This is a genomic window from Kitasatospora sp. DSM 101779 (genome assembly GCF_025655475.1).
Taxonomy (GTDB): domain Bacteria; phylum Actinomycetota; class Actinomycetes; order Streptomycetales; family Streptomycetaceae; genus Kitasatospora.
The window spans coordinates 1,905,727-1,920,345 of sequence record NZ_JAHTIK010000001.1; the positions used below are offsets into that span (position 1 = coordinate 1,905,727).

The window sequence follows — 14,619 nt, forward strand, 5'->3', positions numbered from 1 at the left end:
TGGCGCCGGTGCCGATGACCCGGGCGATCAGCCGCGGGGCGGCATCGTCGGCACCGTTGGCCGGACGGCCGTCCGAGGTGCTGCCGACGGCGGCCAGCACGGGGACGGGGACGGGCAGTTCGGCCGGTTCGAGGTCGTCGCCGGGCCCGTCCAGAGTCCACTCGGGTGCCGGGTGCTGGGTGGTGTCGCCGCAGGCGCGGACGAGTTCGGCGAGGTGGCCGTACTGGGTGTTGTCGAGGCGCTGCAGTTCGACCTGGAGGTGGAGGCCGGGCAGGGTGGCGGCGCCGGTGGCGGGCAGGGTCCAGCGGGCAACCGGTCCGCTGCCGCGTTCCGGGGCGCGGGTGATGACGGCGAGGCAGCTGCGCGGTTTGGCGTCGAGCAGTCGGCCGAGTTCGGCGGGCACCTGGCCGGCGGGCGGCTGGGCGGAGAGGACGATCTCCGGCACCCAGGCCTCGTCGGACCGGCCGCGGCTGCGGGCGTCCCGCGGGCTGGTGGCCTCGGCGGCGACCAGGGTGGCCCTGGCCCGAGCGGTGCGCGGGCCGAGCGCGCCGAGCGCCTGTTCCAGCGATTCGTAGCGGTGGACGCGTTCCGCGGCGCGGCCGGCGATCGGCAGGTCCTCGGCGAAGCCCACCAGGTGCAGGTGGAGGCGGTCGGCGAGCGGGCTGTGCGCGAGTTCCAGGGCGAGGGTGCGCAGCACGTCGCGGGCGTCGTCCGGGTGGCCGGAGAGGTGCACCAGCCGGACGGTCTCCAGGTCGGCGAGGACGACGGAGCCGTCCGGCGAGGTGCCGAGCGTGACCAGGGCCGGGTAGGGCGCCGAGGACTTGGCGGCCTGGCCGGGCGACAGCAGTTCGTTGGAGTCCTCGGGGCACCACCAGACGTTGGCGGCGTGCGCGGCCCGGAACGGTGCGATCGGCACGGCCGGGCCGGACAGGTGGAGTTCCACGGTGCGGCCGGGGGTGATCCGGGCGGCGACCAGGGAGGGCAGCCGCTTGCCGGTACGGACGGTGTTGCGGGCGAGCGTGCGCAGGGCGCGGTCCAGCAGCTCCAGGGCGGGCACGTTCTGGCGGGCCTTCAGTTCGGCCTCGAAGGCGGCGGCGGACGGCTCCGGCATGGTGATCCGGTGCCGGGGCCGGCGGGCGCGCTGCTGGTCGCCGCGGCGGCGGGCGACCGTGCCGATCATGATGGCCGCCAGCAGCACGCCGACGGTGGAGGCGGCGAGTGCGGTGGTGTAGTCGCCGGAGGCGGCGTGCGCCTCGTGGCCGACTCCGGCGGGGACGGCCGGCGGCGCCGGGGTGTGCTTCGCCGGCGCACTGGGCGCGGGGCTCTTCGGTGCCGACGATACGGGCGCGGGCGACGCGGGCGCGGGCGACGCGGGTGCGGGCGTGCTCGGCGCGGGCGTCGCGGGCGCCGGGGTGGACTGCGCGGGCGGCTGCGGGGTCTGCTGCTCGGGCTGCGGCTGCTGCGGGGCGGGCTGCTGGGCGCCGGGGACGGTCAGCACCGTGCCGGGCACCAGCACGTCCGGGTCGGTGAGCCGTTCTCCGTCGGGAGCGCGGACGCCGCGGTTGGCCTCGAAGAGTTCGGGCCACCTGTCGCCGCTGCCGAGTTCACGCTGCGCGATGGCGGAGAGACTGTCGCCCGGGGCGACGGTGACGGAGGCGTGCTGCGGGGCCGGCGCGGGGCCCTGCTGCGGGGCCGGGGCGCCGCCGGCGGTGTCGGGCTTGGCGTCGCCGGGCATCAGCAGCTTCCAGCCGGGGTGGATCGGCCGATCGGCGTCGAAGCGCCGCCCGGAGTCGTCCATCACCCGGCCGTCGTTGAGCCTGGCGATCTCCTGCCAGCGCTCCCCCGAGCCGAGTTGGCGCTCGGCGATGGACCAGAGGCTGTCGGCGGGCCGGGTGTCGCGGACGGTGTAGCCGGGGTGGTCCTGGGCGGGGGCGGCCGGGGCTGCGGCGGGCGCGGCCGCGGGCAGCGCAGCGTACTGCGGTGCTGCGGGCAGGGCGGCCGCGACGGCCTGCGGGCCGCGTTCGGGGACGGCGGCGAAGGCCGAGCCGGCCACCGGCAGCAGGGCGAGGACGGCGCCGACCAGGCCGGCCGCGATCCGCTGGCTCCAGCCGAACGCCGGGATCCGGCGGGCGACCCGGCCGCGGAGCTGGGCCGGGATCTCCAGCAGGACGGCCAGCGCGAAGCAGAGCCAGGCCACCCAGCCGACGCCGACCAGCGCCCACAGGAAGAGCCGTCCGTCGTCGGGGCTGGTGAGGACCTCCACCGCGCCGCCGCCGGTGGCGGGTTCGCCCATCGAGGCGACCGCCAGGGTGCCGTAGCCGAGCAGGGCGGGCAGGCCGGCCAGCAGGGCGATCAGCGCGATCAGGGCGCCGAGGGCGGCGGCCAGCGGGCCGGCGGTGCGGCGGCGTCGCGGCCGGACGGGTACCGGACGCCGGACGCCGGCGGGTGCCGGGGTCCCGGGGGCGCCGGGGCGGGCGGGGTCGTCGGCTCGTCGCGCGGCCATCAGCCGTTCTCCGCTTCCGTGATGCCGTGCACGAGGGTGGCCTTGCCGTACCCGTGCACCTCGAGGTGGGTGAAGTCGGGGAGCACCGCGCCGATCAGGGCGCTGGTGTAGGTGCCGGTGGTCCGCACCTCGACGGTGTGGTCGTCCACCAGCCGGGTCGTCCCGGTGAGGTTGTAGGCCCGCAGGTAGTCGTCGGCGGCCCGCTCGGCGGCCTCGTGGCTGACGATGCGGTAGCCGCGGCCCTGCAGCACGGCCTCCACGTCGAGCTGCTGGCTCGCGACGCGGGCGGCCTCCTGAGCGCGGGCGTCGGCGCGTTCGATGGCGCGCAGCCGCCCGCCGAGGTCGAGCACGATGCCGACCAGGACGACCAGGGCGGCCGCGCAGATCGCCACGTACACCGACAGTGCGCCGTCGTCCGGGCCGCGGCGGCGCCGCGGCGGTGTTCTCCGGTGTGCCACCGGCCCCCCTCTCCTGCTCAGTCGCCTCGGTACCGGTCGACGACCGAGGTGAACTCCCCCGTCATGGTCTTGTCCCCCTGGAGCGCGTCCACACCCAGCAGGTCGCGCAGCGGCACCGAGCAGCGCACCCGCACGGTGACGGTGCCGAGTTCGCCGCCGGGGGTCTGCAGGGTGCCGTAGGAGACCGGGGTGACCGGGTCCTGCGCGCAGCGGACCTTGCGCCGGCCGAGGACGTCCTGCACGGCGTCCGCGGCGGCCTGCCGGGCGCCGTCCTCGGTGCGGGCGAGCGAGGCGGCCCGGGCGCCGGCCCGGGCGGCCGCGTCGACGACGGCGCCGGTGCTCTGCACCCGGCCGGCGGCGACCACGATCAGCACGAAGGCGAGCACCACGGGCAGCAGCAGCGCCGCCTCGACGGGGACGGCGCCGGTGTCGCGGCCCGCGGCGGGCCGCCGGCGGGCGGCGCGGGCGGTCACTGCCGGCCGCCCTGCGGGACGAACCGCTCGCGGGGTGCGCTGAGCGTCTCGGTGATGGTCAGCCGGTCGAAGAACGGCACGACGGACTGCGGACGGACCGTCACCGTCATCTGCTGGGTCTCGGCGTCGGAGCCGGTGTGGTCGACGGCCTGGAGTTCGGCGAGCCGGCCGAAGCGGGCGAGGAACTCCCGTACCCGCGCGTCCCCGTCCTCGGCGGTGGCACCGCGCACCCGGCCGGCGTCCACGCCCTCGCGCAGCGCGGTGAGGGCGACCTGGTCGGCGTACCACCAGAGCGAGGCCTGCACCACGAGCATGACGGCGGTCAGCACGATCGGGAAGACGATGGCCAGGCCGAGGACGACCGCCCCGCGGTCGCGCGGTGCGGCGGTGCGCAGCGCGGCGGGGACGCACGGACGGTGGATCACTTCACCGCGTCCGGGACATCGGTGGGGATCTTCTGCTCGGCCTTGCCGGCGAGCAGCTTGACGGCGGCCAGCACCGCACCGGCGATGGCCACCAGGACGATGATGGTGAGGGCGAGTTCGATGCTGATCGCGCCGCGGTCGCCGGAGGCGCGGGCGGCGCGCAGTCTGCCGAGACGCACGTGCAGGTAGGGCATGCCGAGGTGCAGGGGCAGCAGGACGGGCAGCAGGAGGGCGGTGGCCAGGGGCTTGAGCCTGGCCGCGGTCTCGGTCATGGTGTGGTCTCCAGGACGGGCGGTCGGGTGGGCGTCGGCTGCTCAGCTGACGTCGAGCATCTGGTACAGCGCGGGGAAGACGATCAGCACCGTCATGAGCAGGGTGAGCGCCGATCCCGGCGCGACCATCCGCTCGCTGTCGGTGTTGGCCTGCGCCAGTTCCTCGGCGAGCAGTTCGCCGCGGAGGCTCTTGGCGCGGGCACGCAGGGTGTCGTACACGGCGGCGCCGTCGGTGCCGGAGATCCGCATGATGTCGGCGAGGTCCTGGAGGGGCGTCAGACCGAGCTCGGCGGCGAGGGCGTCGAGGCCGTCCCAGGGCGGCAGGCGGTCGGTCGCGGCGCGTTCCAGGGCGTCCCGGATCCGCCGGAAGACGGTGCCGCGGCCGACCGTGGCGGCCCGCCGCAGGGCCTCCGCGGGTCCGCAGTCGGCGGCCCGTTCCAGGGCGACGAGTTCCAGGTATGCGGCGATGCCGTGCAGGTACTCGGTGCGGGCCTCCTTGGCCTCGCCGGCCACGATGCCGTCCGGGACGAGCCAGAGCACGGCGGCCAGCACCGGGCCGGCCAGCAGGGGGACGGCGACCGGCAGGCCGAACCCGGCGACCGCGGCCATCGCCACCAGGTAGCCGGGCAGGACGAGTCCGACCAGCGCGAACAGCAGCTTGTGCGCCATGAACCGGGCCGGGCTGCGGCCGATCAGGGCGAGCTGCTGGTGCGGGATGCGGGCGCCGGGCAGCCGCAGCGAGTCGGCGCCGATCCGGTCGTACCAGGCGGGGCGGGCCTCCTCGGCGGGGCGCGGGTCGGGGGTGCGGTGCAGTCGGCCGAGCGCCTGGCCGAGGTCCGGCGGCGCGGGGCGGAGTTCGGCGATCAGCAGGGCGAGGCCGCCGGCCGCGGCGCCGCCCGCGAGCACGGCCCAGGGCGAGATCATCGGACCTCCTTGGCCGCGGCGGCGGCCTCCGGCGCCGGCTCGGCCTCGACCCGGTCGCCGGGCATCCGGCCGGCCTTGCTTCGCCGGTCGGGCTCGATCAGGCGGGGCAGCGGGCTGTGCGCGGCGAGCGAGCGCATCCAGGCGATCACGCCGACGAACGCGGCGGCGACCACCGCGAGCACCACCTGGCCGGTGACGCTCGCGTAGGGCGCGGTGTAGCGCGGGTTGAGGGCGCCGGCCGCGATCACCACGAGGATGATGCCGACCAGCCAGCGCACGGTGGTGCGGTGCTTGGCCCGGTCGGCCTCGATGGCGCGGCGCTGGCGGACCTCCTCGCGGACCGACTCGGCGATGTCGGCGAGCGCCCGGGCCAGGCCGGGGCCGCTGTCGCCGGCCCGCAGCAGCAGCGCGGCGAGCACCTTGTCGGCGGTGGCGTCGGCGAGTTCGTCGCCGAAGGCGCGCAGTGCGTCCTCCGGCCGCCAGCGGGACTGAAGCCGGGCGGCGAGGTCGCCGATCTGGGTCTCCAGGGCGGGCGGCGCGGTGCGGCGGCTGGTGACGATGGCCTGGTTGAGGCCGACGCCGAGCAGCAGCACGTCGGCGAGGCGCTGCGTCCACTCGGCGAGCGCCTCCAGCCGTTCGATCCGCCGGGTGTCGGAGCGGGTGGCGTCGTACAGCCAGGGCAGGCCGAAGACGGCGAGCGGCAGCAGCAGCACGGTCAGCGGGATCCCGGTGAACAGCCAGGCGCCGGCGCCGCCGGCCGTCGCGAGCACGGCCTGGACCTGCCGTGTCCTGGCCCGGCCGGGGCTCGCCGTGCCGGGAGCGCCGTACCAGAAGGTGTGCAGCCGGCCGCTGCCCGGCCGGGCCTCGGGCTTCTCCTCCCGGGTGCCGACCAGGCCGGCCACCAGGGCGACCAGCCCGCCGGCGACGGCGAGGCCGCAGAGCACGAAGAGCAGCATCAGCGGGCACCGCCGATCCGCAGTGCCAGCGGGGCGCCCCAACTACCGTACGGGGACTGCAGCAGGCCCGCGTCGAAGCCGGCCCTGCGTAGGTCGTCCAGGCACTGCGGCGGGGTGTGCGGCACGGCCCGCGGCTCGCCCTGCTCGGTGCGCGGGCCGAAGACCTGGTTCATCGCCGGGCGGCCGCTCTCGCCGAGGCCGGTGACCTCCAGGACGTGCGAGACGAAGCGGTGCCGGCGGCCGCCGACCGCCGTCTCGTCGACCATGGTGACGTGCACGACGAAGTCGACAGCGTTGGCGGTGAGCCGGTAGGCGAGGCTGTCGGTCATGTGGGCGCCGTACTCCAGGCAGAGTTCGGCGATGCGGTCGACCACCATGTGCGGGGCGCGGGCGTGCAGGGTGCACATCGAGCCGCCCTCGCCGTTGGTCATCACCCGCAGCATCGGCACCACCTCGGCGGAGCGGACCTCGCCGACGATGATCCGGGAGAGCGTCATCCGCAGCGCGGCCGGGATGAGTTCACCGATCGTCAGCTCGCCGGCGACCCGGCCGTCGACCCGCTCGCCGTTGCCCTCGCGGGCCTCCATCGGCACCACCTGGCGCAGGTGGCCGAGGGTGTGCAGCCACAGCTCGAACTCGGTCTCCAGGGTGCCGACCCGCTCGTCCGGCGGGATCTCGGCGGCCATCGCACGCAGCAGGCTGGTCTTGCCGACGCCCTGGGTGCCGGTGATCATGACGTTCTTCTTGGCTCGGATCGCGGCCGCCAGGAAGGCCGCCAGCGTCGCGTCGAGGGTGCCGAGTCCGACCAGGTCGCCGAGCGTCGCCGAGGCGACCCGGTGCCGGCGGATCGCCACGTACGGGCGCGGGGTGACCTCGGTCAGCGCCTGCAGGCGCATGCCGCCCTCCAGCCGCAGCGCCAGGGTGGGGCTGGCGGTGGAGAGGCTGCGTTCGCCGCCGCCGTGCTGGCGGGCCAGGTCCTGCAGCAGTTCGACGAGTTCGGCGTCGCTGTCGGCGATCGGCGACACCTGCCGCAGCGGCTCGTTCGCCCGCGACACCCAGACGTCGTCGCAGCCGTTGACCAGGATGTTCTCGATCTCCGGGTCGTCCAGGTACGGCTGCAGCCGGCCGGCCCGGAACAGCAGGTCGTAGACGGCCTCGGCGAGCGCGCGGTCCTGGTCCCGGGTCGGCGGGATGCCGTGGGTCTGCGCGTACGCGTCGGACCAGCGCGCGACGGCCTCCTCGATCAGCGCCCGGCCGCGCTGGCGCCGGGTGGCCCGGTCGACCTCGCCGGAGCCCTCCAGTTTGGCGAGCTGCTGGTGGAGTTCGGCCGCGACCTGGCGCTTGAGCTCCCGGGCGACCTGCGGGTCGACGGCCGGCCGGACGCCGACCGGCTGCAGAGCGGGCACCGCCGCGACCGGCGCCGCGGGCCCGGACGGCCGCACGGGGCCCGGCACGACGCCCGGGCCCGGCACGGCACCGGGGGTCGGCACGGCACCGGGGGTCGGCAGCTGCCAGGGCAGCGAGGACGGCCCCTGCTGGAGCGGACTACCGCGCACGGAGCACCTCCCCGTACCCGGTCTGCGGCTGCTGCCGGTCCGGCGGCGGGAAGGGCGCGGGCGCCGGCGGCTGCGGGACGGCCGGCGGCGCGATGTGCTGCGGGAAGCCGGCCGGCTGCGGCTCGGACGTCGGAGCCCACGGCTGCCGCGGCGTCACCGGCCCGAGCACCGGGCCGGGTGCGGGGGCCGGCGCGGGACGGGCCTGCGGCTGCGGGTACGACTGCGGGTACGGCTGCGGCTGGGCCTGCACCTGCGGGTACGGCTGGGGCTGCGGGGCGAGCCGCTGCCGGCGGCGGGCCGCGACCTCCTGGATCCGGTCGGCCGCGCTGCGCACCGTCCGCATCAGCTCGGAGCGGACGAACCGCCGGTCGGCCGTGTCCCCGCCGTCGGAGAGCACCTTGGCCGTGCGGGGTGCGAAGGGCAGCTGACCCAGCGCGGAGACACCGAGTTCGCGGGCGGCCTCGGCCAGCGGGTACGGACCCTCGGCGACCGGCAGCAGCCCGAGCGCGTCGGCGCCGGAGCCGGCGCTCTCCAGGTCGTCGCGGAGCGCGGCGAGCCGCGGCCGGGCGGCGGACAGGCCGCGCAGGGTGGTGCGGGCGGTCGCCACCACCACGTCGGCCCGCCGGGCCAGCACCGCGCCCGGGCCGGCCGCGCCGGAGCGGCCGAGGTCGACGATCACGTCGTAGCCCTGCGGGTCCAGCGCCTGGAAGGTGTCGGCGAGCGGCTCCCAGGTGTACGCGAGACCGGGTGCCTGGGCGGGGTCGGTGAGGCCGGGCAGCAGCAGCCGGTCTGCGGTGCCCTCCGGGGAGAGGTCGACGAGCTGCTCCCAGACGGTCTGGGCGAGCAGGCCGCGGCGGTCCGCCACCGCGAGGTTGCGCAGCCCGTACACCGCCTCGATGCGGCCCTCCAACGCGCCGGCCAGGACGGCGCCGCCGTCCGGGTCGCACTCGGCGAGCAGCACCTTGCGGCCCGGCTGCAGCGGCCAGCTGAGCAGCAGGGCGAGGGCGGTGGTGGTGGCCCCGGGCGCGCCCGGGCCGCCGACCACGGCGACGACCGACATCAGGTGCCACCTCCCGTACCGCTCTTCGGACTTCCGGTGGCCTTGCCGGCCGGTGTGCCGGTGGGCGTGCCGGGGGCCGCGTTCCGGTTCTCGGCGGCGGTGTCGCTCGTGGACGGCGCGGGGGCGGGCGCGGCGGCGGCCGCGCCGGGCCGCGGCGCGAGGATCACCTGGAAGCGGCCGGAGGACACCCACAGGGCCAGCCGCGGCCCGTCGGCGGCGGGGACGGCCACGTCCACGACCTGGCTGCCGTCGGTGTCGACCCGGCCGACGGTGACCACCACCGCGGCGAGCGTCTCCGGCGTCCGGCCGGCCGCCGCCTGATCGCCCTTGGCGTCCGGGGTGGACACCACCAGCACCTGCAGGCCCGGCTGCAGCCGGGCGGCCGGCAGCTGGGTGCGCTTGGCGGCGAGGCCGACGATCTGCTGGCCGGGCTGGAGCGCCGGGTCCGCGGTCACGTCCGCCTTGAGCAGCAGGGCGCCGCGCTTGAGGTCGGTGGTGGCCCGCAGGCCGATGGTGCGGGCCCGGTCCCGGGCGTCCAGCGGGCGCAGCACCGGGTCGCCCGCGATGTGCGCGACCACCAGGTCGTCGGCGGTGATGGTCTGGCCCATCGGAACGTCGCGGGCCACCGCCAGCACGGCGATCCGCTGCCCCGAACTGGTGTAGAGGGCGGCGCCGCCGAGACCGCCGGCGGCGATCAGCGCGATCGCCATGGCCAGCACGGCGGGCCGGCGCCGCCGGGCCCGCAGGGTGCGCGGCGGCACGTGCGGGGCCGGACGGTGCGGCTCGGGGGCGAGGGCGGCGGTGCCTGCGCTCGGCGTCGGGACGTTGCGGGTTTCCACCGGGCTTCGGCCTTTCCGGAACTGGTGGTTCGTCGTGGGGTCGGGGCGTGTCCGGCGGTCAGTTGAGCGCCTGCACCTCGGCGACCTTCAGCGGCAGCGGCCGGTCGGTGGTGACCCGGTAGTCGAGCGCGAACACCCGCGCCCCGGTGTCGGAGCGCACCGCCTCCACCCGCCAGGTCAGCGTGGCGGTGAGGTAGAAGGTCTGGTCCTGCTGGCCGCCGGACGCCTTCCGGTAGGTGTGGCCGCAGGGCGGTTCGGTGCCGGCACCCGCCGTGTACGCGGTGCCGGGGCCGGTGCAGTCGGCGCCGGCCGAGACGTCGCCGGTGTCCCAGTGCACCTTCGTCAGCCGGGCGGTGGCGGTGACACTCATCGTCCGGCCCTTGGCGGTGGCGCTCTGCGGCCCTGCCGTGGTCGGACCGGCGGTGTACCAGAGCCAGACCGGCACCCCGACGACGGCGGTGGCGGCCGGGGCCGCGTGCAGCTCCGGCGAGTCGAAGTGGATCATGCCGAGCGCCTTCATGCCCAGGTCGTACGGGCGGTCCGGCGGCGGCGGGCCGCCGGGCGGCTGGGCGAAGAACATCGGCGGCTTGGGCGACAGTTGGCCGCCGACGCCGCGGCAGTTGACCTCGTACACCGCACCCTCGGACGCGGTGTGGCCGGCCCAGGCCGGGTCGCTCGCGGGCGGCTGCGGTTCGGAGCGGTGGTAGTAGCAGCCGTCGGCGGTGGAGAACCAGCCGAGGTCGTCGTCCCAGCAGGGCCACTGCTGCCCGTTCCAGCTGCACATCTGCACCCCGCCGTCGGACCCGCCCGACGACCCGCCGCCCCCACCCCCGGGCTCGGCCGTACTCCCGGGCTCGGTGACGACCACGCAGATGTACCTGTTCTTGCACGGTCCCACGTCACCGGTCGGCCCCTGGTCGGCGATCGCCGGAGTGGCTGCCAGTGTGAGAAACAGTGCGGCAACGAGCATGCGCCGCAAGGATTTCAGCATGTCCGCCCCACCTCACGGGTGACTTCCACAATGGTCCAACTCGCGCCGTTCTTTCGCAGTCGCGTGGTGGAAACGTAGCGCCCGAGGCGCTGTTGGGGATCACGGATTGCTTTGGTCGCCAGGTCGGCCTGGTGCCACCCGGTGACGTCCAGGCAGTCGTCGATCTCCGCCGTCGGCGGATTCGCCGCGGCATCCAGTTTCCGGACCACCGGAGAAGTGCGGGGTGCTCCGATCATCACGAGCTTGGACTCGTGCAGTTGGTGGAGGCTGGCGAGCTCGTCACTCAATGCCTGGCCGGTCGAGTACGCCTGCAGTTGGGAACCGTCCGAATCCGGCCGGGCGAAGGCGTCGACCTTGGCGTCCCACCAGGCCTGATAGGTGCTCAGGACCAGTCGGGCGACGGCGCCGTCGGAGCCTTCGGTCGGGGCGGCCCCGCCCGTACCCGAACCACTCGAAGGAGTAACTGCAGTCCCACCGGGAACAGCTGTCACAGGAGTACCCAGACGGTCCGCAGAACCGCCGGCGTCGGCGGCGGAACAGGCACTGAGAGCCAACAGCAGTGCCACCCCACCGGTCCCGACCGCCCCAGGGCGCAACACATTTCCGCGCTGCCGCATCGCCCCACCTCGTAGCGCCAGACCTCGTCCGCGGCCGTGGTCGCAAAAAATCCTCTGCCGTCCCTCGGTGCCGCCGCGGGGACATCGATTCTTCGCCACCCGCCCCGGCACAGCAACACCTCGGGCGTTCCGACCTTACGCGTTGGGCGGATCGGTTGGGGTGTTTTCTCGCCAGAGCACGGCCAACAGTTCGTCGGAAAGCGACAATCCGGCCAATGCGCCCCGCACCGCGGCCCGATTGCGCATCAGCAGCCTTCCCCCGTCGGCCGGTACGAGTTCGACCGCCTGCCCGGCCTCGGCGGCGCCGCCGTCCCGCAGGGCGAGTTCGTACGCGAGGACGGGCGCCAGCTCCTGCGGACCGAGGGCGGCGGGCGCCCCGGGGACGCCGTGGTCGAGGGTCTGCACCAGGAGCCGGCTGAACGATCCGTCACCTCCGGGCCGGACGGTGTCGCGACCGCGCCGCCCTGTCTGGTGGCGGCCGATCCGTCCCCAGAGCGGAACGCGGGAGTGGCTGAGAAGCTCCCCCGCGGCGTCCTCCCCGGCGAGGGCGGCCCAGGTGTCGCGGTCGGCGACCGCGTCGACGAGCAGCAGGGTCTCCTCCTGGCCACCGTGCACCATGGCGCTGACCACCCAGTCCCAGGCGAGGCCGCGCCGGTAGGCGTTGTCGGGGGTGGAGCCGGCGGTGACCAGCGCGATCCGTCGTCCCCTGGGGTCGACCGTGAGCTGGCCCAGCAGGCAGACCACCAGCCACCGCGCCGGTCTCGCGGCGGCGGCCCGCAGCGCGGTGAGCATGGTGTTGGCGTCGGCGTCCGGCGGCAGCAGGTCGACCCGGCAGCCGCGGGCACCGGCGTCGAAGGTCCGGCCGGGCAGTACCGCGGCGAGGGCGCGGGCGCCGTCCGCGGCCTGAGCCGAGCCGGACCAGCTGCGGTCGGGCCCCCCGTCCGCGCCGATCACCACCAGTTCGATGCCGCCGCCCACCCCGCACCAGCCCCCTTCCGCCTTCGTGCCTGGCGACAAGCTACCGCCGGAGGACCCTTCGGGCAGGGACCATCGGCCCTACCGGCTCCGCAGCCGCGGGCCGAGCATCGTGCCATGGAGTACGAGGACCCTGTGGAGGAGCTGAGCGAGGCCGAGTGCCGCCGCCTGCTCGGCACCGTGCCCGTCGGGCGCGTGGTGTACACCGAGCACGCGCTGCCCGCTGTGCTGCCGGTGGCGTTCGAGGTGGCACAGGACGGCCGGCTGGTCCTGGCGCTGCGCGCCGACAGCACCACCGCGCGGGCCCTGGACGGCACGGTCGCCGCCTTCCAGGCCGACCTGGTCGACCCGGAGACGCGCTCCGGCTGGAGCGTCCTGGTGCACGGCCATGCCGAGTTGGTCCGGGACCACCGCCCACAGGACGGCCTGTACGACCCGGGGCTGCGCCCGTGGGTGGGCGGTCCGCAGCCGGTGTACGTGGCGCTGACCCCCGAGCTGGTGGGCGGGCGGCGGCTGCACGCCGTCGACGGCGCCGCCGTGCCGCGCCCGGCCCCCGCTGACAGGTGACCGGTCGGTAGGCATACTCTCCGACTGTCCCCGCCGGACGCAGCGGTGGGGACCGGAGCCCCGACCCCACCTGGAGCGCACCTTGACCACCTTCGCCTCGCTGGCCGACCTGAAAGCCGCGGTCGGCACCGAGCTCGGCACGAGTGAGTGGCACACCATCGGCCAGGAGCAGGTGAACCTGTTCGCCGAGGCCACCGGCGACCACCAGTGGATCCACGTCGACCCGGTGCGTGCCAAGGAGAGCCCCTTCGGCGGGACGATCGCGCACGGCTACCTCACGCTGTCGCTGATCCCGGTGCTCGCGAAGGAGTGCTACGGCGTCGAGGGCATCAAGATGGCGCTCAACTACGGCTCGGAGAAGGTCCGCTTCCCCGCGCCGGTGCCGGTCGGCACGGCGGTGCGGGCCACCGCCGAGCTGCTCTCCGCCGACGAGGTCCCGGGCGGTGTGCAGGCGCTGGTGCGGTTCACCATCCGCAGCGAGGGCAGCCCCAAGCCGCACTGCGTCGCCGAGACGATCACCCGCTTCTACGCGGCCTGATCCTCCGCACCCGGACGGGCCCGCCACCGGACGGGCCCGTCCCGGCGTGTCCGGGGCCGGCCGGCGGCTCCACCGAACGGCTTGCCCGATCATGTTTCGGCCGGGCCCGCGCGGGCCAGGAGGGGTAGTGTCCGGTTCGACGGTCGTCGTGCGGCGAAGGAGCCCCAGCAGCCCCACCCGTACGCGTCCGGCCTGCCGGCTTTCGCGACCGCGGACGCCGGACGGCCCATGCCGTACGGATGTCCCGACGTGGAGGTGCCGTGCCCAGCTCCGTCCCCTGGATCTCCCGCGCAGCCGCCCTCGCCGCACAGCTCGGCACTTCATTGACCGACGGCGGAGGCATCGGACGACTGCCGCGCCGCACCTGGCACCGGATCCGCACGGACGCCTTCGGCGCCGACCCCACGGGTGAGCGGCTCGAGCGCGTCCGGCGCTCTCCGCAGTTCCGCGACGGCGCCTTCCAGAACCCCGTCCCGACCCGGCGGCTCGCCGACGGCGAGTCGCCGTTCTCGGTCAGCCGGGCCCAGCTCACCGGTGACCGGGCCCGCCGGCTGCCGGCCGCCCCCGTGCCGCTGCACCCCCTGCACCCGATCGACCTGGCCGTGCCGCCCGCGTCCGGGCTGCGGCTCACCTGGCTCTGCCACGCCACCGTGCTCGCCGAACTGGACGGCCGCCGGGTGCTCTTCGACCCGGTCTGGGGCGAGCGCTGCTCGCCGTTCTCCTGGACGGGCCCCAAGCGACTCCACCCGATGCCGATCGGCCTCGCCGAGCTCGGCCCGGTGGACGTGGTGGTGGTCTCGCACGACCACTACGACCACCTCGACATGCCGACGATCAAGGCGCTGGACGCGAGCGGCGCGGTCTTCGCCGTCCCGCTCGGGGTGGGCGCGCACCTGGAGCACTGGGGCGTGCCGCCGGAGCGGATCGTGGAGCTCGACTGGTGGGAGTCGGCCGAGGTCGCCGGACTGACCCTGACGGCCACGCCCGCCCGGCACTACTGCAGCCGCGGGCCGCGCACCCACCCGTACGCGCTGTGGGCGTCCTGGGTGGTGGCCGGCTCCGAGCACCGGCTGTTCCACAGCGGGGACACCGGGTACTTCCCCGGCTTCGCCGAGATCGGCGGCCGGCTCGGGCCGTTCGACGCGACGATGGTGCAGATCGGCGCGTACAGCGACTTCTGGCCCGAGGTCCACATGACGCCCGAGGAGGGCGTCCGCGCCCACCTCGACCTGGCCGGCGGGCTGATGCTGCCGATCCACTGGTGCACCTTCAACCTCGCGCCGCACCCCTGGGAGGAGCCGGCCGAGCGGACGGTCGCGGCGGCGCGGGCGCTGGGCGTGCGATTCGCCGTGCCCCGGCCGGGTGCGCCGTTCGAGCCGGCCGATCCGCCGGCGCCGACCCTGTGGTGGCGGGCGGTCGCCCGCGTCCCCGGGGACGGCGGTCCGGCCGTGCCCACGACCCCGGT

Annotated in this window: 16 protein-coding genes; 3 read left to right on the forward strand and 13 right to left on the reverse strand. The window is 75.8% G+C overall.

Annotated features, from left to right (window positions below):
* The 13 genes from KSNIM_RS08820 to KSNIM_RS08880 form a co-directional block, all read right to left on the reverse strand.
* Positions 1-2,503 (reverse strand): LysM peptidoglycan-binding domain-containing protein (locus KSNIM_RS08820; RefSeq protein ID WP_263102668.1); only part of this gene is annotated, 2,503 nt, incomplete at its 3' end.
* A complete protein-coding gene (locus KSNIM_RS08825; protein ID WP_263102669.1) occupies positions 2,503-2,961 on the reverse strand; it encodes a hypothetical protein in 459 nt (152 codons plus the stop codon). The genes KSNIM_RS08825 and KSNIM_RS08820, both read right to left, overlap by 1 nt.
* Before the next feature lie 17 nt (positions 2,962-2,978).
* Positions 2,979-3,434, reverse strand: a complete 456-nt coding sequence (locus KSNIM_RS08830) for a TadE/TadG family type IV pilus assembly protein (RefSeq protein WP_263102670.1) — start codon at positions 3,432-3,434, stop codon at positions 2,979-2,981.
* A complete protein-coding gene (locus tag KSNIM_RS08835; protein WP_263102671.1) occupies positions 3,431-3,859 on the reverse strand; it encodes a TadE/TadG family type IV pilus assembly protein in 429 nt (142 codons plus the stop codon). The genes KSNIM_RS08830 and KSNIM_RS08835 overlap by 4 nt, the downstream gene beginning before the upstream one ends.
* Complete coding sequence (locus KSNIM_RS08840; RefSeq protein ID WP_030265308.1) at positions 3,856-4,131, reverse strand: hypothetical protein; 276 nt, start codon at positions 4,129-4,131, stop codon at positions 3,856-3,858. Before KSNIM_RS08840 ends, KSNIM_RS08835 begins: the two co-directional genes overlap by 4 nt.
* A 42-nt stretch (positions 4,132-4,173) precedes the next feature.
* Positions 4,174-5,055 carry a hypothetical protein gene (locus KSNIM_RS08845; RefSeq protein WP_263102672.1) on the reverse strand — a complete coding sequence of 294 codons (882 nt, stop codon included), beginning with the start codon at positions 5,053-5,055 and terminating at the stop codon, positions 4,174-4,176.
* Positions 5,052-6,011 carry a type II secretion system F family protein gene (locus tag KSNIM_RS08850; protein WP_263102673.1) on the reverse strand — a complete coding sequence of 320 codons (960 nt, stop codon included), beginning with the start codon at positions 6,009-6,011 and terminating at the stop codon, positions 5,052-5,054. The genes KSNIM_RS08845 and KSNIM_RS08850 overlap by 4 nt, the downstream gene beginning before the upstream one ends.
* Positions 6,011-7,567 carry a CpaF family protein gene (locus KSNIM_RS08855; RefSeq protein WP_411543678.1) on the reverse strand — a complete coding sequence of 519 codons (1,557 nt, stop codon included), beginning with the start codon at positions 7,565-7,567 and terminating at the stop codon, positions 6,011-6,013. The genes KSNIM_RS08850 and KSNIM_RS08855 overlap by 1 nt, the downstream gene beginning before the upstream one ends.
* A complete protein-coding gene (locus tag KSNIM_RS08860) occupies positions 7,557-8,627 on the reverse strand; it encodes a hypothetical protein (protein WP_317634003.1) in 1,071 nt (356 codons plus the stop codon). Before KSNIM_RS08860 ends, KSNIM_RS08855 begins: the two co-directional genes overlap by 11 nt.
* Positions 8,627-9,466 (reverse strand): SAF domain-containing protein, encoded by an 840-nt coding sequence (locus KSNIM_RS08865; RefSeq protein WP_263102674.1) that lies wholly within the window; start codon positions 9,464-9,466, stop codon positions 8,627-8,629. The genes KSNIM_RS08860 and KSNIM_RS08865 overlap by 1 nt, the downstream gene beginning before the upstream one ends.
* A 58-nt stretch (positions 9,467-9,524) precedes the next feature.
* A complete protein-coding gene (locus tag KSNIM_RS08870) occupies positions 9,525-10,250 on the reverse strand; it encodes a hypothetical protein (protein WP_263102675.1) in 726 nt (241 codons plus the stop codon).
* A gap of 200 nt (positions 10,251-10,450) precedes the next feature.
* Positions 10,451-11,023: a hypothetical protein gene (locus KSNIM_RS08875; RefSeq protein ID WP_263102676.1), complete on the reverse strand. Its 573-nt coding sequence runs from the start codon at positions 11,021-11,023 to the stop codon at positions 10,451-10,453.
* 186 nt (positions 11,024-11,209) lie between these two features.
* Positions 11,210-12,052, reverse strand: coding sequence for a hypothetical protein (locus tag KSNIM_RS08880; protein WP_263102677.1), 843 nt, complete (start codon positions 12,050-12,052; stop codon positions 11,210-11,212).
* Between the two features lie 114 nt (positions 12,053-12,166).
* Here KSNIM_RS08880 and KSNIM_RS08885 point away from each other — a divergent pair, with 114 nt between their 5' ends.
* The 3 genes from KSNIM_RS08885 to KSNIM_RS08895 form a co-directional block, all read left to right on the forward strand.
* On the forward strand, positions 12,167-12,616 hold the full coding sequence (locus KSNIM_RS08885; RefSeq protein WP_263102678.1) for a pyridoxamine 5'-phosphate oxidase family protein: 450 nt from the start codon (positions 12,167-12,169) through the stop codon (positions 12,614-12,616).
* Positions 12,617-12,698: 82 nt separating this feature from the next.
* Positions 12,699-13,154, forward strand: coding sequence for a MaoC family dehydratase (locus tag KSNIM_RS08890; protein WP_263102679.1), 456 nt, complete (start codon positions 12,699-12,701; stop codon positions 13,152-13,154).
* 323 nt (positions 13,155-13,477) lie between these two features.
* On the forward strand, positions 13,478-14,619 hold a 1,142-nt coding region (locus KSNIM_RS08895; RefSeq protein ID WP_263102680.1), incomplete at its 3' end, for an MBL fold metallo-hydrolase.

What these genes read in the sequence shown, in the direction of transcription:
- KSNIM_RS08885 (WP_263102678.1), top strand. Translation starts at nt 12,167, where the DNA reads ATGGAGTACGAGGACCCTGTGGAGGAGCTGAGCGAGGCCGAGTGCCGC.
- KSNIM_RS08840 (WP_030265308.1), bottom strand. Translation starts at nt 4,131, where the DNA reads ATGACCGAGACCGCGGCCAGGCTCAAGCCCCTGGCCACCGCCCTCCTG.
- KSNIM_RS08870 (WP_263102675.1), bottom strand. Translation starts at nt 10,250, where the DNA reads ATGTGCAGCTGGAACGGGCAGCAGTGGCCCTGCTGGGACGACGACCTC.
- KSNIM_RS08860 (WP_317634003.1), bottom strand. Translation starts at nt 8,627, where the DNA reads ATGTCGGTCGTCGCCGTGGTCGGCGGCCCGGGCGCGCCCGGGGCCACC.
- KSNIM_RS08850 (WP_263102673.1), bottom strand. Translation starts at nt 6,011, where the DNA reads ATGCTGCTCTTCGTGCTCTGCGGCCTCGCCGTCGCCGGCGGGCTGGTC.
- KSNIM_RS08845 (WP_263102672.1), bottom strand. Translation starts at nt 5,055, where the DNA reads ATGATCTCGCCCTGGGCCGTGCTCGCGGGCGGCGCCGCGGCCGGCGGC.